The 19,921-nt window shown below is 53.4% G+C and carries 19 protein-coding genes; 3 read left to right on the top strand and 16 right to left on the bottom strand.

Annotated features, from left to right (window positions below):
- Positions 1–45 precede the first annotated feature (45 nt).
- The 15 genes from MJA45_RS10975 to MJA45_RS10905 all read right to left on the bottom strand — a co-directional run bounded on the left by MJA45_RS10975 (position 46) and on the right by MJA45_RS10905 (position 15,886).
- A complete protein-coding gene (locus MJA45_RS10975) occupies positions 46–2,391 on the bottom strand; it encodes a penicillin-binding transpeptidase domain-containing protein (protein WP_315607296.1) in 2,346 nt (781 codons plus the stop codon).
- Positions 2,392–2,399: 8 nt separating this feature from the next.
- A complete protein-coding gene (locus MJA45_RS10970; protein ID WP_315607295.1) occupies positions 2,400–2,816 on the bottom strand; it encodes a hypothetical protein in 417 nt (138 codons plus the stop codon).
- Positions 2,817–2,829: 13 nt separating this feature from the next.
- Positions 2,830–3,780 (bottom strand): 16S rRNA (cytosine(1402)-N(4))-methyltransferase RsmH, encoded by a 951-nt coding sequence (rsmH, locus tag MJA45_RS10965; RefSeq protein WP_315607294.1) that lies wholly within the window; start codon positions 3,778–3,780, stop codon positions 2,830–2,832.
- Between the two features lie 29 nt (positions 3,781–3,809).
- Positions 3,810–4,247: a division/cell wall cluster transcriptional repressor MraZ gene (mraZ, locus tag MJA45_RS10960; protein WP_315607293.1), complete on the bottom strand. Its 438-nt coding sequence runs from the start codon at positions 4,245–4,247 to the stop codon at positions 3,810–3,812.
- 199 nt (positions 4,248–4,446) lie between these two features.
- Entirely contained in the window at positions 4,447–4,698 is a 252-nt protein-coding gene (locus MJA45_RS10955; RefSeq protein WP_315607292.1) for a hypothetical protein, read from the bottom strand.
- 188 nt (positions 4,699–4,886) lie between these two features.
- The gene (locus tag MJA45_RS10950; RefSeq protein WP_315607291.1) at positions 4,887–6,149 is read right to left on the bottom strand and encodes an adenosylhomocysteinase; all 1,263 of its coding nucleotides are present in this window, start codon (positions 6,147–6,149) and stop codon (positions 4,887–4,889) included.
- 22 nt (positions 6,150–6,171) lie between these two features.
- The gene (gene bshC, locus MJA45_RS10945; RefSeq protein WP_315607290.1) at positions 6,172–7,800 is read right to left on the bottom strand and encodes a bacillithiol biosynthesis cysteine-adding enzyme BshC; all 1,629 of its coding nucleotides are present in this window, start codon (positions 7,798–7,800) and stop codon (positions 6,172–6,174) included.
- Between the two features lie 114 nt (positions 7,801–7,914).
- Complete coding sequence (locus MJA45_RS10940; protein WP_315607289.1) at positions 7,915–8,871, bottom strand: ABC transporter ATP-binding protein; 957 nt, start codon at positions 8,869–8,871, stop codon at positions 7,915–7,917.
- Complete coding sequence (locus MJA45_RS10935) at positions 8,864–9,892, bottom strand: ABC transporter ATP-binding protein (RefSeq protein WP_315607288.1); 1,029 nt, start codon at positions 9,890–9,892, stop codon at positions 8,864–8,866. Before MJA45_RS10935 ends, MJA45_RS10940 begins: the two co-directional genes overlap by 8 nt.
- Positions 9,893–9,903: 11 nt before the next feature.
- A complete protein-coding gene (locus tag MJA45_RS10930; RefSeq protein ID WP_315607287.1) occupies positions 9,904–10,821 on the bottom strand; it encodes an ABC transporter permease in 918 nt (305 codons plus the stop codon).
- A 3-nt stretch (positions 10,822–10,824) separates the two neighbouring features.
- Positions 10,825–11,757, bottom strand: a complete 933-nt coding sequence (locus tag MJA45_RS10925; protein WP_315607286.1) for an ABC transporter permease — start codon at positions 11,755–11,757, stop codon at positions 10,825–10,827.
- A 109-nt stretch (positions 11,758–11,866) separates the two neighbouring features.
- Positions 11,867–13,543: a peptide ABC transporter substrate-binding protein gene (locus MJA45_RS10920; protein WP_315607285.1), complete on the bottom strand. Its 1,677-nt coding sequence runs from the start codon at positions 13,541–13,543 to the stop codon at positions 11,867–11,869.
- A gap of 358 nt (positions 13,544–13,901) precedes the next feature.
- Positions 13,902–14,171 carry a late competence development ComFB family protein gene (locus tag MJA45_RS10915; RefSeq protein WP_315607284.1) on the bottom strand — a complete coding sequence of 90 codons (270 nt, stop codon included), beginning with the start codon at positions 14,169–14,171 and terminating at the stop codon, positions 13,902–13,904.
- A 21-nt stretch (positions 14,172–14,192) separates the two neighbouring features.
- Entirely contained in the window at positions 14,193–15,125 is a 933-nt protein-coding gene (locus MJA45_RS10910) for a ketopantoate reductase family protein (RefSeq protein ID WP_315607283.1), read from the bottom strand.
- A gap of 116 nt (positions 15,126–15,241) precedes the next feature.
- Positions 15,242–15,886, bottom strand: a complete 645-nt coding sequence (locus tag MJA45_RS10905) for an RsfA family transcriptional regulator (protein ID WP_315607282.1) — start codon at positions 15,884–15,886, stop codon at positions 15,242–15,244.
- A gap of 290 nt (positions 15,887–16,176) precedes the next feature.
- On the opposite strand from MJA45_RS10905, the gene MJA45_RS10900 reads away from it, so the two are divergent.
- On the top strand, positions 16,177–16,407 hold the full coding sequence (locus MJA45_RS10900) for a DUF2626 domain-containing protein (protein WP_315607281.1): 231 nt from the start codon (positions 16,177–16,179) through the stop codon (positions 16,405–16,407).
- A gap of 148 nt (positions 16,408–16,555) precedes the next feature.
- Here the strand turns inward: MJA45_RS10900 and MJA45_RS10895 are convergent, their stop codons facing one another.
- On the bottom strand, positions 16,556–17,668 hold the full coding sequence (locus MJA45_RS10895; protein ID WP_315607280.1) for a class I SAM-dependent methyltransferase: 1,113 nt from the start codon (positions 17,666–17,668) through the stop codon (positions 16,556–16,558).
- A gap of 116 nt (positions 17,669–17,784) precedes the next feature.
- On the opposite strand from MJA45_RS10895, the gene MJA45_RS10890 reads away from it, so the two are divergent.
- Both MJA45_RS10890 and MJA45_RS10885 read left to right on the top strand, forming a co-directional pair.
- Positions 17,785–18,738 (top strand): hypothetical protein, encoded by a 954-nt coding sequence (locus tag MJA45_RS10890; protein ID WP_315607279.1) that lies wholly within the window; start codon positions 17,785–17,787, stop codon positions 18,736–18,738.
- A gap of 106 nt (positions 18,739–18,844) precedes the next feature.
- The gene (locus tag MJA45_RS10885) at positions 18,845–19,921 is read left to right on the top strand and encodes a coiled-coil domain-containing protein (protein ID WP_315607278.1); all 1,077 of its coding nucleotides are present in this window, start codon (positions 18,845–18,847) and stop codon (positions 19,919–19,921) included.

The raw sequence follows: 19,921 nt of genomic DNA, 5'->3' as shown, positions 1-19,921 counted from the left end.
AACAACCCTGCCGTATGGCAGGGTTGTTCTTGTTCCTATGACCCGTTACCGGCTGTCTTTCTTGGGAGTGGGAGTCGGGGAAGGGGAAGCACTACCTGCCGGTTTTTTGCCCGTCTGCTCCTTGGACGAAGCCGCCGAAACAGGACCTTCCCTGGCAGTCGTCTGTCCGGAATCCGGCGTTCCTCCCTGCGCCACAGCCAAGGACAGCTCCAGCTGCAGCAAACGCTGGTCCCCTTCGCCGCTGACCGTCTGGGAGGCTACATAGCCTTCGCCCGAGGTTTTGCAGGCTACCCCGAGCATCGAGCACACTTCCAGCGCATCACGCAGCGACTTGCCTTTGAGATCGGGAATCTCCGTTGAAGCCGCGTCCTCGGCGCCCAAATAAATGCGCTGGGAGAGCAGAATCTCGCTTCCCGCTTGCGGCATTTGGCTGACCACCTTCCCTCCGCTGCCGACCAATTCGACCTTGAAGCCGATTTTCTCGAGCGTTTTCTTCGCTTCGTTGAGGTCTTTTCCGATAACATCCGGCACCGGAGCGACTGCTTCTGAAACGGCGGGATTTTTGAGCGGAGCTCCTTCCGTTGGAACCCCCATGTAGCTCAAGGACTGAGACACAATTTCTTTAAATACGGGGGCGGCGACTTCTCCCCCCAGATGGTAATCTCCTCCGAGCTCCGGCTGGTCGGCAATGACGGCCACCAGTATTTTGGGATCGTCCACCGGGGCATAGCCGATAAAGGAAATGAGCCACGTGTCTTCGGAGTAGGTTCTCTCCCCGTCCTTCACGATATTGGCCGTCCCCGTTTTACCGGCGACCCGGTACCCGTTGATGTAAGCGCGGCGTCCGGTTCCCTGCTCCTGATTGGCGACTACCTGTTCGAGCGCCAGGGAGGTTTGGCGGGCCGTCTCCTCCGTCACCACCTGCCGAATCACCTCCGGAGCGAACGATTTCTCCACTTCCTTCGTCTCCGGGTTAATGATTTCCTTAATAAGCTGCGGCTTCATCAGCTTCCCGCCATTGGCTATTGCCGCGTAAGCCGCCGTCTGCTGCAGGGCCGTAACCGTAAGCGACTGCCCGTAGGTAGCCCTCGCGTAGTCAGAATCATATTTCAGGCCGGTCACTCCACCGACCTCGCCCGGCATTGCGATGCCGGTCTTCTTGCCGAAGCCGAATTTGGCGATCCAGGAATCCAGCCCTTCTCTCTTCAGCCCCTCATAGCCCAGCTTGACGAAAGCCACGTTACTCGAGCGAAGCAGCCCCTCCATGAAGGAGATTTTGCCCCAGCCGACACGGTTATGGTCATGCACCGCTCCTCCGGGAATGGCGATAGAGCCGGACTGGTATTTATCGTTCGGATGCCATAACCCTTCCTGAATGGCCCCCGCCAGCGTAACGAGCTTGAAGGTGGAGCCTGGTTCATAGGCGGAGGCGACGGCATGATTGGTGAAGTTCGCCTGGCTTTTGGCCTCCCAGAATTTGTTGGGATTGAAATCAGGAGCATTCGCCATGGCCAAAATTTCCATTGTTTTCGGATCGACGGCAATGGCCGTCATGCTCTTGGCCTTCCATTTGTCCATCGCCTTCTTCAGCGCATTTTCCGTAAAGTACTGAATTTTGTTGTCAATCGTCAGCCGGACGTTCTTGCCGTTCACGACGGGGTCCAAGGATACCTTTGAATCCGGAAGCTCCACGCCCATGCGGTCCTTCTCCCTCACCAGCTTGCCCGGCGTTCCTTTGAGCTGGTCGTCGAGATACTTCTCGAGTCCTTCGACCGCCGCCCCTTCCCGGTTTACGTAGCCGAGGACGTGGGAAGCGAGATTATCGTTCGGGTAGTAGCGCTTCTCGGTTTCTTTGAGGAAAATGCCCACATCCCGGATTTTCCCTTTGGACTCCTTCAAGTCGTCCTTCAGCTTGGCAATAAAATCCTCCACCTGCTGCTTCTTGTCTCCGTCGATCTTCTTGCCTTCGGAGTTAATCGGAACTTCCAGCGCATATTTATCCGGATAGTCCGCTCTTTTCTTGGTGGCAAGCCCGTAAATTTTCTCCTCCAGCTCGGAGATTTTGCCGGCATCCGCAGAGAGACTTAGAATGGGAGCCAGCCCATGGGCTATCTCCCTGGCAATTCCTCTCTCATTAATGACTTCTGGGTTTAGGGCGACGGTGTAGGCGGGAGCGTCCTCCGCCAGAACCCGGTCCTTGCGGTCCATGATCGTCCCCCGGACGGGCAGCAGCATCTCTTCGTTCGTCCATTTGTTCGCGGCTTTCTCTCTCAGCATCGACGCGTCTACCACTTGAAGCCAATAGAGCTTTCCGATGATAAGGAAAAAGGCCAGGAAAAAAAAGACACCGATCAATAAAGACCGGATTTTCATTTTTTTCTCCATATTCATTAACCCCATTAACGTTTAGCCGTTTTCTTCTCTGGATTGGCCGACGCGTTAGGAGCGGAGCTTCCGCGGGCAATATTCTCTTCACTGGTAGGGCGCAGACCCGTGCCGCTCGCGGCTTTCTTCAGGTTGTCCGCATTAAGCATGGCGCTCTTCTTGTTAAGAAGCAGCTTGTTTTCTTCTTCGAGCTTCTGAATGGAGGTGCTGGTGTCGTAAATCTCTTTGTTCAGTTCATAGATTTTGGAGTGCATAAAAATAACGGAGCTTGCTACGGATACTCCAATCACGAGCATCCCCAGAAGCTGGAGCTTGAATTTCATGGTAAGGGCCGGGCGCGATACGACTTTTGTCTTCTCCCGGTACTTGACCGTCTGCCTGGCTTGCTGTTTCTCCTTGACGGCTAAACTACCCTGTGTATGATAGGCCAAAGGTTCGTCCCCCCTATAGTTTCTCCGCTATTCTCAGTTTTGCTGACCGGGAACGCGGGTTTAGTTCCAACTCTTGTTTCGACGGCAAGATAGGCTTACGTTGGACCAGTCTAAGAATCGACTTTTTCTGGCAAACGCATATAGGAAAATCCGGTGGACAGGTACATTTTTCAACAAATTTCGCAAAAAACTGCTTACAGATTCTGTCCTCGAGGGAATGAAAGGTAATGACGGAAATTCTCCCCCCGGGGGCAAGGCAATCGACAGCTTGCTCCAATGCCTCTTCGAAAGCTCCCAATTCGTCATTCACGGCGATTCGAAGCGCCTGGAAGCTGCGCTTGGCGGGATGGCCACCCGTTCTTCTGGCGGCTGCCGGAATCCCTTCTTTTACGATTTCAGCCAGCTGGGATGTGGTTTCAATGGTGCCCTTAGCCCGGTGTGAAAGGATTTGGGCGGCAATCCGGCGGGAAAACTTCTCCTCGCCATATTCAAACAGAATCTTCGCTATCTCGGCTTCCGACCATTCATTGACAATTTCCTTGGCGGTTAACGATGAAGTCTGATCCATCCTCATATCCAGGTCGGCTTCCTGGTTGTAGCTGAACCCTCTCTCCGCCTCATCCAGCTGAGGGGACGATACGCCAAGGTCGAACAGAATTCCGTTAACCTGGGGGTTCTCTCCGGACCGGGGCAGGTCCAGCTTCAGGAGCTCTTGCCGTATGTATCGGAAATTGCTTCTCACCAGCGTTACGCGTTCGGCATAAGGGGCCAATCTCGTCTTGGCATTAGCCAGGGCGGTATCGTCCTGATCAAAAGCAATCAATCTCCCCTGCCCGCCGAGCCTCGAGGCAATGGTTTCGCTGTGCCCGGCGCCGCCTAGTGTACAATCGACATAGATGCCGTCCGGATGGATGTTCAAGCCTTCTACCGCTTCTTCTTTCAATACTGTGATGTGATGAAACAATGCTGTTCCTCCTATGCGTCCGGGAAAGCCTACAAGTCAAAATTAAAATCCACAAGCTTCTCCGCGATTTCGTTAAACGATTCCTCGGACTGCTGGAAGTATCCTTCCCACACGTCCTTGCTCCAAATTTCCACCCGGTTGGATACGCCAATGACGACGCAGTCCTTCGCTAATCGGGCATGCTCGACCAAAGTATTCGGTATATTTACCCTTCCCTGTTTGTCAAGCTCGCATTCGGTGGCACCGGAGAAGAAGAACCGGGTAAACGCGCGGGCATCGGATTTCATGAGAGGCAGCGACTTCAGCTTCTGCTCCATTACGGCCCATTCGCTATTCGGATAAACAAACAAGCAGTGGTCCAGTCCGCGGGTGATGACAAACGTGGCTCCCAGGGCTTCTCTGAACTTCGCCGGGATGATCATGCGGCCTTTATCGTCGATCGTATGCTGATATTCGCCCATGAACATATTCGGCTACCCCTTCCCTCCACTTTACCCCACTTTCCACCACCAATTATATTGAATATTCTATCCGATTGCAAAAATTCCTTCTTCCCCGGAAACATTTACTAATAATTTTTGTGAACTTTTACAGAATCCCGGCAAAAAAAAGAACAGGCCGTCAGCAAACGGCCCGTCCATAGGTTATGTACGTAATCGGCTGTTCCTATTTCTTTTCCGGAAACCCTTCGTCAAACAAAAAATACGGAAGAAACGCGGAAGGAGTTTGATCTCGGCAATGACGGTCAATGATCTCGAGTCCCACCTCGGCCTTCTTCTCCTCCGGCAGATCCCGGTTGAGTACGATATGCTTCTGTCCGTTGCGGCAGGCGTAATAGCCGCCCAATTGCGCCGCCATTGTGTCCTCCCGCAGCTCTAGTCTGAATTTGTGAAGCAGCGGGGTCAAGCTCTCCGTCATTCGGTTCCCTCCATCTCCTTCTCCTTACAGGTTATTACCCCAGTTCCAGGTAAAGAAACCATCCTTGGATGATTTTCCACAAATTGCTTACCCGACATGGAGCTTATCCTTCGGCCGGGATAAAGAGGAAAGTGCGCTCACCCGCCTTTTAGCAAAAAGACGCCTTGCGGCGTCTTCTCAGAAAGGGCTTAGTGCTCAGCCCAGCTATCCAAATAAGCTTTCTGTTCATCGGTCAGGCGGTCGATCGAAGTGCCGAGGGATTCCAGCTTATAGCGGGCCACCTGCTCGTCGAGCACGTACGGCACGTTGACCACATGAGAGCCGATCGACTTGTAGTTATCGTTCACATACTTAAGAGACATCGCCTGGAGGGCGAAGGTCATATCCATGATTTCAGCAGGGTGGCCGTCTCCCGCCGCCAGGTTAACGAGCCGGCCTTCGGCGAGCACATAGATGCTGCGGCCGTCCTCGAGCTGATACTCCTCAATGTTGCGGCGTACCGTTCGCTTGGCTTTGCTCATGGCTTCCAGTTCCGGCTTGTTGACTTCCACGTCGAAATGGCCGGCGTTGGACAAGATCGCACCGTTCTTCATCACCTTGTAATTCTCGCCGCGGATGACATCGCGGTTGCCGGTCACCGTGACGAAGAAATCCCCATGCTGGGCCGCTTCGCTCATCGGCATAACGGCAAAGCCGTCCATATAGGCTTCCACTGCCCGGATAGCATCGATCTCGGTTACGATGACGTTGGCCCCAAGACCCTTAGCCCGCATGGCCACGCCTTTGCCGCACCAGCCGTATCCGACCACAACGACCGTTTTGCCCGCGACCACCAGGTTGGTTGTCCGATTGATGCCGTCCCATACGGATTGCCCGGTTCCGTAACGGTTGTCGAATAGATACTTGCAATAAGCATCATTAACCGCCACCATCGGAAACTGGAGGCTGCCTTCTTTCTCCAAAGATTTCAAGCGCAAAATACCGGTTGTCGTTTCCTCTGCCCCTCCGCGGACATTCTTCAACAGGTCCCTGCGCTCGGAATGAAGAATCGTCACGAGGTCGCCCCCGTCGTCAATGATCAGATCGGGCTCCGTCTCCAGAGTCTTGATCATGAGCTCCTTGTATTCCTTCGGATCGGGGTTGTACTTCGCAAATACGGTAATGCCGTCTTCAACGAGTGCCGCGCAAACGTCGTCCTGCGTCGAAAGCGGGTTGCTTCCCGTAATGGTCACTTCGGCTCCTCCGGCCTGCACGACCTTGGCCAGATAGGCCGTTTTGGCTTCCAGGTGAAGAGAGATGGCGACTTTCAGCCCTTTGAACGGCTGTTCTTTCTCGAACTGGGCCTTGATCCGGTTCAGAACCGGCATATGGGCATTCACCCACTCAATCTTAAGATGTCCCTCTGGAGCCAGCTTCCGATCGGTGATGATGCTTCTGTCTTTGGTATTCATCCATCTTCCTCCTTAAGGCAACTTATAAATAAACGAGGCGGTGAAGGCCGTCTCCCGCCGGTGCCTGCTCGGCAAGCTCCTTCAGCCACCAGTGGCCGTACCGGTTCAAATAAGCAAACACATTATACACCCGTTCCTGCGGTTTGCCCAGAGGGTACAGGGAGAGCTGAATCCGGTCGAGCTGGCGAAGGGACGCTTCGAACTGGGATTCATTCGCTCCCTTGGCGCGTGCTTCAAAAAATTCGATTTGTTCCATGATTTTGAGATAGTTGGTGTCGCCCAGCTTCGCCATTCCGGGATTGATAGCGCCCACGGCCTCCAGCAAGGGATTATAGAGGCCGCGGAACTTCTCTTTGACCTCGGCAAAGCGTTCGTCCAGGTTCAGGGTATCCTGTTCCTTAAGCCAATTCGCCTTGAACTCTCCGAACCGTTCGGCCACGACCTCGGACGTAAGACCGAACTTATCCATATGCTTCTTGACCGTTCCTTCTATTAAAGTAAATTCCGATCGGGGAAGAAGGAGGGGCATTTCCATCCCAAGGGTCCGAAAGCCATCCTTAAGCAGACCCCAATAGGCAATCTCCCCTGGGCCAAGCACGGCCGCCAAGACAGGAAACAGAAAATCCTGCATGATCGGCCGGGTCATGACATTGTTGCTGAAGCGTTCCGGAGCCGTCCGGGCAAGCTCCAGCAACTGCTCCTTGGTAAACCGGCGTTCCTTCTTCTTGTCGGTAAATCCGCCGCCGTCCCGTTGAAGCAGGAATCTTTCTCCGTCATCGTCATACAGAAACAGATTCGCGTTTTCTTCATAAACCTCGGCCTGCGGCTTGTAACCGAGGCTCTCCACCTGCTCCCGGCCGTTTCGGTACGCCGAGGCAAGCTCCTCCTGATTTTCCAGAAAGCGGATGAACATCTCCGATTCGACTCGGCGGATGGCCGGATCGTCCGAATCCATCAGCACCAGACCGCTTTCGCCGAAAAGCCAGGCCATGATTCTTCCGAAGTAGTCCGAAAGCGTCCCGGAGGATGCCGCGAACTCCCGGAGCTTCGCCATAAGATCCGGCTTGAACTCGGTTGGAAGCAGCGACTCCTCCAGCTGCCCCACCATCTCTTCCCAATCCGCGATCCGGATCCGGCTGACTGAGGTGCGGGTTCCTTCCGGCTGGTCGAGCTTGATTCTCTCGACGTCCTGCTTCTGGCTTAAATAATAAATATGATTGACTTCATCCCAATCATGATCCTCACCGGCAATCCAGAAGACAGGGACGACCGGCCGGTTCAGCTCGGCGGAAGCTTTGGCTGCCGCCTGAAGGATGGTAATGGCCTTGTAGATAACGAGCAGCGGCCCGGTAAACAGCCCCGCCTGCTGCCCCCCTACCACGACCAGCGTTTCGGGTTCGCGCAGGAGCGCAATGTTGGCAAGAGCCTTGTCGTCATTCGAAAGAAGGCTATTATAGGCGAGCATCGCATCGGCCAGCCGGTCCCGGTGCCCATCCGGCACCACTCTCTCATTAAGCCTTCTGGCGCGTCTCTCCCAATCCTCCGGCTGACGCGGATTATATTCGTACAAAGAACGAACCCGTTCAAAGTCGCGCAAGTAATGTTCGGTTATCTCCTGGGTGCTTTTCCCATTCGTAATTTCCAGTTTCAACGAAAAGCCTCCTCAACCTTATGTATGGCAGAAATGCTCCTTTGATTGTACACATCCACAAGATTTTAGTCAAAAAAACTGCCGCCCGTGCAAAGCGGGCGGCAGTTGCTTTCCTTAGTACAAGTGGCAGGCCACATAGTGATCCGGCTTGGCTTCGATCATCTCCGGCATCACCTCGGCGCATACCTGCATGGCATGCGGGCAGCGCGTGCGGAATGGACATCCGCTCGGCGGATTCAGCGGACTCGGCACTTCTCCCTGCAGAATGATGCGCTCTCGGGTCCTTTCCACCTCCGGATCCGGGATCGGAATCGCCGAAAGCAGCGACTGCGTGTACGGATGCAGCGGATCGGCATAGAGAGCAGCCGAAGTGGTGATCTCCGCCATCTTGCCGAGGTACATAACCCCGATCCGGTCCGAGATGTGCTTCACCATAGCCAAATCGTGAGCGATGAACAGATAGGTCAGCCCATGCTCCTTCTGCAGGTTCTGGAACAGGTTAACCACCTGGGCCTGAACGGAAACGTCCAGGGCGGAAATCGGTTCGTCGGCAATGATGAACTGCGGCTCAATCGCCAACGCCCGGGCAATGCCAATCCTTTGACGCTGGCCTCCGGAGAACTCATGCGGGAAACGGCCCGCATGCTCGGGGTTCAAGCCGACAGCAGCAAGAAGCTCGTTAACCCGTTCTTTGCGCTTGGCGCCGGAGTACAGCTTATGAATGTCGATCCCTTCGGCAATGATATCGCCAACCGTCATCCGCGGATTTAGCGAGGCATACGGATCCTGAAAGACCATCTGCATGTCGCGGTTGAATTTCAGAGCATCCTTGCCTTTCAGGTTCTTGGTGCTTTTGCCGTTAAAGATAACCTCGCCATCCGTCGGATCATAGAGCCGGATCAGCGTTTTGCCCGTTGTGGATTTGCCGCAGCCGGACTCACCCACGAGACCAAGCGTTTCTCCGCGTCTTACCTGAAACGTGATTCCGTCGACCGCTTTAAGCTTGCGGTCGCCTCCTACGTCGAAATGCTTCTTTAATCCTTTTACATCCAAGATGATATCGTTAGACATGTTTGACCTCCCCCAATCCTTCCGGTCTGTCCACTTTAGGCGCTTGGGGATGATTCAACCAGCAGGCCGCATGGTGGCCGGTATTGATCTCGAAGTTATCTGGAAACTCCTCCAGGCAGATATCCATGGCGTAAGGGCATCTGGCCGCAAACGGGCAGCCCTTCGGCGGTGCGAACAGATCGGGCGGTGTCCCCGGAATCGGAACCAGCTCACTCTTGTTCTCCGTATCCAGACGGGGTACGGATTTCAGCAGTCCCCAGGTGTAAGGGTGGCGAGACCGGTAGAAGATATCGTCGACCGTTCCGTCCTCTACGATTTTACCGGCATACATCACCACAACCCGGTGAGCCATATCCGCCACAACACCCAGGTCATGGGTAATGAGGATGATGGAAGAGTCCGTTTTCTCCTGCAGCTTCTGCATCAGTTCGATGATTTGAGCTTGAATCGTGACGTCGAGTGCCGTTGTAGGCTCATCCGCAATAAGAAGCTTCGGACTGCAGGCCAGGGCGATGGCAATCATGATCCGCTGGCGCATCCCGCCGGACATTTCGTGAGGGTACTGCTTCACACGGCCCTCCGGATTGGAGATCCCAACAAGCTTAAGAATTTCGATCGCCCGCTCACGGGCTTGTTTCTTGCTCATCCCTTGATGCTTGATCAAGCTTTCGGCGATCTGATTGCCGACTGTCATGGTCGGATTCAGCGATGTCATTGGATCCTGGAAGATCATGCCCATTTCGGAGCCGCGGATCTTCTGCATCCGTTTCTCCGACAAGGTCGTGATTTCCACGGATTCATCGAATTTGATGGAGCCGTTCTTGATGACGCTGGGAGGGGAAGGTATAAGCCTCATGATGGTCTGGGCCGTTACGGACTTGCCGCAGCCGGACTCTCCAACAATCGCGAGCACTTCCCCTTTATTCAGGTGGAAGGATACCCCGCGAACCGCTTGAACTTCCCCTGCGTACGTTTGGAAGGAAACTTGCAGATTCTCCACTTCCAATATTTTTTTCGCCATCTCTCTCCCCCCTATTTTCTAAGTTTCGGGTCGAGTGCGTCCCGGAGACCGTCACCCAACAAGTTAAAGCTCAGTAGAATCAAGCTGAACACGACAGTAGGGATCAGCATGCGGTAAGGATAGAATTTCATGGCTGCCGCTCCATCGGAGATAAGAGAACCCAAGGAAGCGAGCGGCGGACGAATCCCGAGGCCGATGTAGCTCAAGAAGGCTTCCGCGAAGATGGCGCTCGGTACCGCAAAGGTAATCTGTACGATAATCAATCCGAGAGAGTTCGGAATCAAATGCTTCAGAATGATGCGGGCCGGGCTCGCCCCGAGGGTGCGGGCGGCCAGCACGAATTCCTGTTCCTTCATTTGAAGAAGCTGACCGCGCACGAGACGGGCCATCGGAACCCAGCCGGTTATGGAGTAGGCGATAATGATTGTCCAAATCCCCGGTTGAAGAACCATAATGAGAAGAATCGTGATGAGCAGGAAAGGAATCGCGTAAATAATCTCCATGATCCGCTGCATAACATTGTCCACCCGCCCGCCATAATAAGCGGAAATCCCTCCGTACAAGACCCCGACGCAGAGGTCAATGACGGCGGCGGTAATCCCGATGAACAAGGAAATGCGGGTCCCCCACCAGACGCGGACCCACAGGTCGCGGCCAAAGTCATCCGTTCCGAAATAATGCTCGCCGGACGGCTTCTGGTTCGTGATATCGTAATTTTGGAAATCATAGGTTTGACTAGACAAGAAGGGAGCCACAATCGCTACCAAGGTTAGAATGATCAATATAGTTAAACCGGCCATGGCCAGCTTGTTTTTTCGAAGCCGTCGCCACGCGTCCTGCCAATAGGTCAGGGAAGGACGGACGATTCGTTCGCTGCCGAGCGTTTCGCGTTCGACCGGCTTGAACTTCGCTTTGCTGATATCCTGCATCGCTTATTTCCTCCCTTTCGCCAGACGGATACGCGGGTCAATAATCCCGTAAAGAATATCGGTCAAGAATAAAACAAATATCAAGATTGAGGAATAGAAGATAGTCAATCCGACTATCATCGTGTAGTCATTCGAGTAGATAGACTGCACGAAGTGCTTCCCGAGTCCAGGAACCGAGAAGACGTTTTCAACGATTAACGTTCCCGTCACGAGATTAACCGCGATGGGTCCTAAAGCGGTAATGACTGGTAAAATGGCGTTTCGAACGGCATGCCTAAAGACGGTCACGAATCTGGACAGTCCTTTGGCTTTAGCCGTTTTGATAAAGTCTTGATTGAGAATATCCAGCATGGAGGCACGCATGAGACGGGCCAGAATAGCAATGGTTCCAAAGGACAACGTGATGGCAGGCAGAATGCGGTGCTTAGGCGTATCCCACAGAAGCGGCGGGAGCCAGCCCAGTTTAACCCCGACATAATAGGAAAGAAGCGGTCCAAGCACCATGGACGGAACCGAAACCCCAACAATGGCCGTAAACATGGCGGAATAGTCGAGCCCCTTGTTATGGTTGAGGGCAGCGACCGTCCCGAGAACGATACCTACCACTACCGCAATGATCAGCGCCCATAATCCCAATTCCAGAGACGCCGGGAAGGCTTGAGCGATTTTTTCCGTCACTTTATGGGTGGGGAACTGGAAAGAGACACCGAAATCCCCCTTAAGCGCATCTCCCATGAACTTCAAATACTGCTGCCAGAGAGGTTTGTCCAATCCATACTGCTCGTACAGAATCTGCAGCTGGGCCTTTGTCAACTTCTGCTTGGCTTCTCCAAACGGATCGCCGGGCAAGTTCTTCATCAGAAAAAATGTGGCCGTCGTGATGGTCCATAACGTGATGATCATATAAATCAAACGGCGAATGATAAATTTGAGCATGCGGCACCTCCCTCTTCAAAATTGACAGTCCGGTTTTACCAATAAAACGGGCCGTTCTGTCAGGTGCTAGAACGGCCCCTAATCTTATGCAATTGATTCTACGTTTGTTTTATTTAATGGAAACCCACTTCAATTCGAATTCCGGTCCAAAGCTCGGGAAGAACAGCCCATCGATATTCGTCCGCTTCGCATAAACTTTACTGCGGAAGTACAGAGGACCAACCGGCATTTCATCCATCAGGATCTTCTCTGCGTCTGCAAGCTGCTTAGCACGAGTAGCCGGGTCTTTCTCGGTTTCGGCCTTCTTGATCAGCTCGTCGTATTGAGCGTTCGACCAGTCGGTTTCGTTGAACTCACTAGTTGTGGTCCACATGTCAAGGAATGTCATAGGATCGTTGTAATCCGCGCCCCAAAGTGCGATCAGCGCTTCGTAATCCTTCTTATGCTGTCTGTCGACACGAAGCTCGTGAGGAACCGCATCCGCTACAGCGGTCACGCCCAGGTTCTGCTTCCATTGAGCAATAATGAACTCAAGGGATTTCTTACCGCCTTCCGTATCATCGGTCGTCAGCTTAAAGGACGGCAGCTGGGTCATGCCGAGCTCTTGAAGTCCTTTGGCGAGAAGCTCCTTCGCTTTAGCCGGATCGTACTTAGGCTGAATATCCCCGGACAGCTTGCGGAAATCACCGTTGTTGCCGTCGGAAGTACCCACCGGAACAAGACCTGTAGATTCCACGGAACCGTTCTTCAATACGGTCGCTACGTGCGCTTTGCGGTCGACCGCCATCGTCAACGCTTGACGGATGTTCTTGTTAGCCAGGAATGGAGCTTTCTTCTGTTCGAACATCAGATAGGAGTTGGTCAATTCTTTCTTAATCGTGTATTCCGGCTTACCTTCGAATTGCTTAACGAAATCCCCGTTGATCTCGGTCAGATCGGCTTCTTTCGTTTCGAAAAGGTTAACCGCACCTGCACGGTCTTTAACGATATTCATCGTGATCTTCTCAAGCTTAACGTTAGCGGCATCCCAGTATTTAGGGTTCTTCTCGAATACGAGACGCTGCTCGTGCGCCCACTCTTTCAGAATGTAAGGACCGGCGCCGGTTACTTTATCGGCGTCCTTACCGTAGCTCTCGCCTTGCTTCGTTACTTCGTCCGTTTTTTGCGGGAAGAAGAGAGGGAACGCCAGAAGCTGGGTAAAGAAGGCTACCGGCTTCTCGAGCTTAATTTCGATCGTTTTGTCATCAACGGCTTTTACACCGAGTTCTGCTTTTTTGGCTTTGATTTCGTCTGGAGTTTTGGCTCCGAGGAGCGCCTCTCCGCCTTTGAGCCAGGCTACCATGAAGGCGTACTGGGCTTTCGTACCCGGATCCAGCGTGCGCTGGAACGAGCTTACGAAGTCGCTTGCTTTAAGAGGAGATCCGTCGGACCAGGTCAGGTTATCCCGGAGAGTGATCGTATAAGTCAGTTTGTCGTCGGAGATTTTAGGCATGTCTTTTGCCAGACCGGCCACAGGCTTGCCGTCTTTATCAAGACGGTACAGTCCTTCGTTCATGGCATTCAGCATCGTGAAGGATGCATTGGTCGTAGCCTTGGAATTGTCCAGAGCAGGCGGTTCCGCCGTAAAGTTAATTTTGATCTCCTGCTTAGCAGCCGGTGCACTGCTGTTGCTGCCGCTGCTTGGGCTAGTGGATGGGCTTGCGGAATCGCTCTTGCCGCAGGCTGCAACCACGCTTCCCAGCATGCTTACTACGACAGCTGTGGTTAATACTTTGTAAACCTTCATCAACTTTGCCTCCCCTTAATAAATGAACATCTATGGCAAGTCCGGTGAGAGCCCGTCTACATGCAGGCACATCTCCCCTGAACATTTACCCAATACTAGCAAGGCTAAAACCTATAAGTTAATATTTTTTTCCTATTAACTTTTTTCATTATACAACCAACGGTTAATAAAATCTACGCTTTTTATGGAACAACTTCATACTTTTTGGTTAAACAATTTTTGTAAATGAGGCAAAATTCTTATAATGTCGACCAAAGTTTCGACTTATTTCGACTGCTTTCTCCTCACTCGATCCTCTGGGTGGGAGCCCATTCCTCACAAAAAAGGTCCCGAGGAATTCGGAACCGTATGGGTAAACTTATGTCTCGCCCCGATCGAAGATGGACGCTCTTGACGGATCCATCGCCTTCTCCAGCGCTTCCGCCAATTCTCGCAGGATATCCGTTTCCAGCTGTTTACCAAGCCGTGTTTTCGAATAAATTTCCCCTTTCGGTGTGGACACATACTTGGGGGGAATCCTGTTCAGCACGATGGCCATTGCGTCACTTTGGCATTTCTCCCCACAGGAGCTATACCGGGGATCGGACGCCAACATTTCTTTAAGACAGTTTTTCACTAATTCTTCCATCAAATTGCGTACGGCCATACCTTATCCCTGTCCTTCCTTCAGCTTAATTAGAGAATACAGGGTGCGGTTAACCGGCAAATCGACTCCATGCTTATCCGCCAGGCGCAGAAGATAACCGTTGATCCACTCGATCTCCGTCTTTCTTCCTTTGGTTAGATCCTGCAGCATGGAGGAGGAATTGGCCGCCGTTTGCCGGCATACCGTTCTCACTCTGTCCCCTAACGTATTATCGGCCGTATACCCCTCCCGGGTTAATACTTCCACCCCTTCTTGAAGCAGCCGCCGCATCAAATCCTCCGATTCCCTATTCTCCAGCAAGGCTCCGTTAGGAACGGAAAGAAGGCCCGTCAACGGATTAATGACCGCATTGATAAGAAGCTTGTCCCACATGGCCGTCCGAATATCCTCCGAACGTTGAGGGGTAAACCCGGCTCGCCGAAGCACGTCGTTAAGTGAAGCGTCAACCGCTGGGGACGTTCCCCCCTCAAAGGGCTTTGGGATTCCCCAAAGGATGGTCCCCTTTCCGGTATGGCGGACCTCCCAGGGAGATTCTTTCCTTGCCGCCTCCGTCGTAACCGCTGCATAGATCCGGTCAGGCGGAAGCATCGCCCCCAGCCTCTCCAGATGGCCGGCCCCGTTCTGGAAGCATAGCAGACGGGTCGATTCTCCCATCCGGCCAGCCAACTGCCCGGCCAATCCGGCTCCGATGTCCTTCTGCTTCACCATTAGAAAAATCCAGTCGGGGTTATCCCTCGCACCAGCCGGGTTCTCCGTTACGATAGGACGGGAACGGCATTCCTCTCCATCCGGCTCCAGAACCTTGACCCCGTTGGCCTGAAGCTCTTCCCGCTGGGCGGCACTCCGCGGGACGAGCTCCGTCCGGTATCCCGAGCCGGCAAGCTTTCCTGCAAAAAGCAAGCCCAGCGAACCTGCTCCCCATACGGTAATGTGCATGTCCATTCCCTCTTTTCCCTACTACTATATCATGAGAAGGCGGACCGATAAACGCAAATACCCGTTCGCCTCCTCCGGCTGATTTCCAGAAGGGTGAACGGGATGATCGCGTCTTGCTATTCAATTCTTTCCAGATTGCCGTTAGCGTCCATTTTGAAACGGGCTTTGCTGTCTTCTTCTTCTTCCACCAGGAAGGCAAGCTTCCGGGCGCGGTCCATGATTTGAATCAGGGCTTTGTAGTCATCATTAACCACCCGGTAATCCGTTTCGACCTCGTTGACCTGCTTGCCGAGCTTCTCGTTGTCCTCCCGCAGCTTGGCCAGCTCGTCACGTGTGTCCTGAAGCTCTTTCTCTACCAGACGGGCATGGCGCGAAAGGTCCTGGTAAGACGACCTCCACTGCCGAAGGAACCGGATCACGGAATCGATGGACAAGGTTTCTTCCAGACCGTGGCTTCGGATGCCAAGCTCCCCTGTCTCCAGCGTGTCCACGGAGGACAGCACCGGTACGGCATGGTTCTGCTTCTTGATCTGGCTTCTTTTCTGCCGTTGGGCTTTGGCGATTTGGATCGCGGCTTCGTACTTCTTGCGTACGCAGCTGTTCCACCGGAACCCGCAGGCGGCTGAAGTCCGGCCGATTTTTTCTCCTACCTCTTCAAAAGCCGTCAGTTGGGTGCTGCCTTCTCTTATATGCCGCAAGGTGACCTCTGCCAGTATCAAATCATCCTCTTCGCTCCAAGCGTCTTGTCTGACTGCCGACATCCCTATACCTCCCAAAATTGTCATATCATAAATTCAAGAGCCCGATGCAGCACGCATTTTGCCGCCTACTCATCTTTATGCCCATAATAGAGTTCATAGAATCTATTTGATACTATTTGGTATTGCCAATTTGCCTCGGGCTCATACATGAGAACTTCATTTAAGGGCACGCTAGGCATAGGCGAAAGATATTGCAGAATCGTCATAGGTTGCAGGTTTACACGTGCGTAGCCAGCAGGTATAATGGATAACAGTTAATGGGATTGTCGGGTAGAAGGGAGGTTGGCACGATGGCACGCATGTTTCGCGTCCTTGGCTTTTGGACATTGGTGATCGGCCTTATGGCAATTGCAGGCGGGATGATTCCCATGGCCTTCATTTTCTTGTTCCAAACAGCGGTTTTCGTTTTGTTGGGGTATATGAACCTCTCCGAGCGTACCTACATATTACTGTTCTGGGGGTACATGGTTCTTTCCTTCTCCGGATTTACGTACTGGTCTTTCTTCCACATGAGTGTGTAAGGAAGAGCAGCCGCTTCCCCGCTTTCGGCGAAGCGTTCGCCTTAACTTGACCAGGGACCCGGACGGGCTCCCTTCTCATCAAACAGCCTTCTCCCTATCCTATACGGATACAAGGAGAAGGCTGTTTTTTGGCTTAGAGGCCAGGCCGCTAAGCTAGGGAAAGGCCCTTGGTCTGCAGGAGCACCTTGAAGAGCTCACTCATTCCGTCGCTGAGAAGCAGCTGGCGTATGGCGCGGTTGCGTCTGGCCTCCGGACCGAAAGGGTCCGGAGAAGAATGATCGGCCATCAGCTCGAGCAGCCCGTTATCGACGAGGAACTCTTTTTGCGTGCGCAGCGTTTCCTGCTGTATCCCCCCTTCCTTCCCCGCGCGGATGCAGGCAGTGAAATTCACGTGCGAGGTCATGTCCTGCTCTCCGGGGAACCGGAAAGGATCGTCATACGCCAGATGCCCGCGGTAGCACAGCAAGGTTCCGTTCATGCGGTGGGAAGAATAAAGCTCCTCGGCGGTATCCCCGTAATCAATAGTAAGCAGCACGCCTTCCTCCAAACGGGAAGCCTGTTCCTTCACCCAGGAGCGTGCCTGCAGATTGACCTCCGCTGTTTGTCCTTCGAGGAGCCGGATTCCTTCCTGATCCAGATATTCTCGTACGGCGGGGGTACAGGGCCCTTCCCGCTCCACCAGGCACTCCTTGCCGGAATCCCACGCGACATACAGCTCTTTCCATTCGCCTCTTTCCATCCGCACCCGGTGCACCGGAAAAGCATCCAGCAGCTCGTTCGAGAAGACGAAGGCGCGGCATGGGAGGCCTCCTCCTTCCTCCGGTCCCCCCCATTGCGTGTGCATTGCATGACGCCTTAGCGTTTTTTGCTGCATCGCCCTATGATAAGGAGACTTCTCAACCAGCCAATAGGCAAGGCCTTGGTACACGACCGGATTCAACCGTTCGACGGCATCGAGAAAGTGCTTCGCCATCTCGCCCGTTCCGCCTCCCCATTCTACGACGGGAAGAGGACGCTCTCCTTCCAGTTGGAACCGGAGATATTGCCGGGCGATCATCTCCCCCATGAATTCACCGAGGGATGCGCTCGTGTAGAAATCCCCTTCTTTACCAACCTTGACTTGTTCCTTCATATAATAACCGTCCTCCGGATCATACAGGCACAAGGCCATATAATCATGAAACGAAAGAACTTTATCCGGCTGATCGGCGAGGTGTTGGCGAATCTTGGCCATAAGCGGCATTAAAGGCAGATTCTTCATAAATCCTTCCTCCGCTCCAGGAGCTGATGTGATATAATTATGGTCGTTCACTTTCGACAAGGATGGGTAATACATAGATGTGAACCAACTGAATACATAGGATAAAGGAGATTACCATGCTCAAGAAGAATGCGGCGGTGCTGACCCTTCTCGTAACCGGCTCTCTGCTGGCCGGCTGTACGGACGGGAAGCAGCTGAAACAAGACGCCCAGAATGCTTTAACCAAGCAGGCCCAAGTGAACTATTATACTTTCTCGGGAGATGCCGACCTGGACATCGGCACGCCTCCGCCCGCCAAGGACGCCAATCCGACGACCAGCCTTCTGGTGTCTCTATTCTCCAAGAGCAAGCTGGTTTGGAGTGGAGCCGTTTCCGCGAACCCCGCCCGCATGGAAGCTCTCCTGAAAGCAACTCCCAGCGGATCGAATACGGACTACGGGCTTCCTATGATCATGAAGGATAACCGCCTCTTCCTAGGAGTTCCAGGTCTTAGCAAGACGGACGAGTATTACTCCTTTGACTTATCCAAGTCCTCTTCCGCCTCCGGCTTCCCGAAGCTTTCTCCCGCCGTTTCCGACGCGGCCAAGCTGCTCCTGGCCGACCTGGATACCAAATGGTTTAAGAAGGACAAAGCTCCGATGGATTTCAAGGACGGCAAAAAGGGAACGGTCATCCAAATGGAGATCACCGAGAAGAACCGCCAGGACGTGTCCGCCAAGCTTCAGGCCAAGCTTCCGGAGATGATCGACGTTCTCGCGAAGAACAGCCTCTTGACGGCCGATCAGGCGGATAAGCTCAAAAAAGATATGGCGGCTCATCCGCCGGAGCTGAAAGCCCCCGGCTTGATTTCCCTGGCGACTGACGACACCGGCTTTATCCGGGATGAAGTGATCCGGCTTGACTATACGTCCAAGGGCAGTGACGGGGCTGCCGCCGATCACCATATCCATCTGCACCAATCGTTCGACAATATCAACGGAGAAGCCAAGTTCGAGAAGGACGTTCCCAAGGATGCCAAGCCGATCGAGGATCTCTTAAAGACCTTAAACCAGGCTCCAGCCAAAAAGTAAGCAGCCGACGCCTCCCGATGGGAGGTGTTTTTTTTGGCCGTCTGCAGGAATCTTTTGGGCGTTACGGCGATATGGTAATAATACCATTCTTAATAAGGAGTCGACTATGGCCAAGCTGATGAGGGTTGCCTTCATCGTTCATTTGTTTTTCTTCTTTCAGCTGAGCTCCCTTTCCGCGGTTTATGCCAATCCTTCTCTTGAGGAAGTGAAGGAGCTTCTTACCAAAAGCTTGACTCTGGCGCAAATCGACCAGGAGATCGAAAGGCTGAGCGGTCAGGAAACCGTGGTTTCCGAGCAAATCCGTGCCTCCGGGGAAGACATTCAGCGTCAGGAGCAGCTGCTCGGCCGAACGCGCGAGCGCGTGGGACAAGTTCTCCGCGCTTATTACATGGGAGAGCGGGATTCCCTTTGGCTGCTGCTCTTCTCCGCCAAGTCCTTTGCCGAAATGATCTATACGTACAACAGCCTTCAGCTTCTCTTCCTTAACGATAAAATCGTGCTCGATGCCTACGTGGCCGCCTACCGGACTCTGCTTTCGACTCACGACCGGCTGAAAGCGAACCAGGCGGAGCTCGCGCAGGTGAAGGCGGAGTTCCTGCACCAGAGAGAACGGACTGTCGCCCTCCAGCAGGAAATCGACCGAAAGCTGCAGGAGTATCCCGACGCCGTGCCTGCCTTGACCGCTCAAATGAATGAGGTTCGAACCGCATACACGACCAAAATCCTTCCCTTGTTTCAGAGTTACATGGGGGCCGTGGCCGATACGATCTCCCGAGGCTTTCCCGAGCTGGTGCAAGGCCCAAATGCCGGCCGTTACTTGAAGGGAACAACCTTCCAGATCAGCGATGAAGAGCTGAACCGGTTCTTTCATGAGAAGAACAGCCGGCTGACCGGACTCTCCTTCCGCTTCGACGGCGGCAAATTCCATGTGATCGGCAAAGAGACCGACGTGGAGGGAACCATCGTCGGCCATTATACGGTAGAGCAGAATCCCAATCGCCTTCAGTTTCATGTTGACCAACTGTCCTATAACGGCACGGAGCTGGATTCCACCACTAACCGTTCGCTGGAGAAGGACTTCGATCTGACGTTCTCTCCTGAGAAGCTGTCTCCCCTTCTTCAAGCAACTGAGGTGACCACTGACAAAGGGATGCTGACGGTCAAGCTCAAACTCAAGCTGTGA

This window comes from Paenibacillus aurantius, assembly GCF_032268605.1.
Lineage (GTDB): Bacteria > Bacillota > Bacilli > Paenibacillales > NBRC-103111 > Paenibacillus_AO > Paenibacillus_AO aurantius.
The sequence above is the reverse complement of the archived record's forward strand: the minus strand, read 5'-3'. Positions and strand labels throughout refer to the sequence as shown.

Excerpts from the sequence above, each read along its gene's own strand:
- mraZ (WP_315607293.1), bottom strand. The coding sequence starts at position 4,247 with ATGTTCATGGGCGAATATCAGCATACGATCGACGATAAAGGCCGCATG.
- MJA45_RS10910 (WP_315607283.1), bottom strand. The coding sequence starts at position 15,125 with ATGCACATTACCGTATGGGGAGCAGGTTCGCTGGGCTTGCTTTTTGCA.
- MJA45_RS10915 (WP_315607284.1), bottom strand. The coding sequence starts at position 14,171 with ATGGAAGAATTAGTGAAAAACTGTCTTAAAGAAATGTTGGCGTCCGAT.
- MJA45_RS10920 (WP_315607285.1), bottom strand. The coding sequence starts at position 13,543 with ATGAAGGTTTACAAAGTATTAACCACAGCTGTCGTAGTAAGCATGCTG.
- MJA45_RS10885 (WP_315607278.1), top strand. The coding sequence starts at position 18,845 with ATGGCCAAGCTGATGAGGGTTGCCTTCATCGTTCATTTGTTTTTCTTC.
- MJA45_RS10935 (WP_315607288.1), bottom strand. The coding sequence starts at position 9,892 with ATGGCGAAAAAAATATTGGAAGTGGAGAATCTGCAAGTTTCCTTCCAA.
- MJA45_RS10905 (WP_315607282.1), bottom strand. The coding sequence starts at position 15,886 with ATGTCGGCAGTCAGACAAGACGCTTGGAGCGAAGAGGATGATTTGATA.
- MJA45_RS10895 (WP_315607280.1), bottom strand. The coding sequence starts at position 17,668 with ATGAAGAATCTGCCTTTAATGCCGCTTATGGCCAAGATTCGCCAACAC.
- MJA45_RS10975 (WP_315607296.1), bottom strand. The coding sequence starts at position 2,391 with ATGAATATGGAGAAAAAAATGAAAATCCGGTCTTTATTGATCGGTGTC.
- MJA45_RS10890 (WP_315607279.1), top strand. The coding sequence starts at position 17,785 with ATGCTCAAGAAGAATGCGGCGGTGCTGACCCTTCTCGTAACCGGCTCT.
- MJA45_RS10930 (WP_315607287.1), bottom strand. The coding sequence starts at position 10,821 with ATGCAGGATATCAGCAAAGCGAAGTTCAAGCCGGTCGAACGCGAAACG.
- MJA45_RS10925 (WP_315607286.1), bottom strand. The coding sequence starts at position 11,757 with ATGCTCAAATTTATCATTCGCCGTTTGATTTATATGATCATCACGTTA.
- MJA45_RS10940 (WP_315607289.1), bottom strand. The coding sequence starts at position 8,871 with ATGTCTAACGATATCATCTTGGATGTAAAAGGATTAAAGAAGCATTTC.
- MJA45_RS10950 (WP_315607291.1), bottom strand. The coding sequence starts at position 6,149 with ATGAATACCAAAGACAGAAGCATCATCACCGATCGGAAGCTGGCTCCA.
- MJA45_RS10900 (WP_315607281.1), top strand. The coding sequence starts at position 16,177 with ATGGCACGCATGTTTCGCGTCCTTGGCTTTTGGACATTGGTGATCGGC.
- MJA45_RS10955 (WP_315607292.1), bottom strand. The coding sequence starts at position 4,698 with ATGACGGAGAGCTTGACCCCGCTGCTTCACAAATTCAGACTAGAGCTG.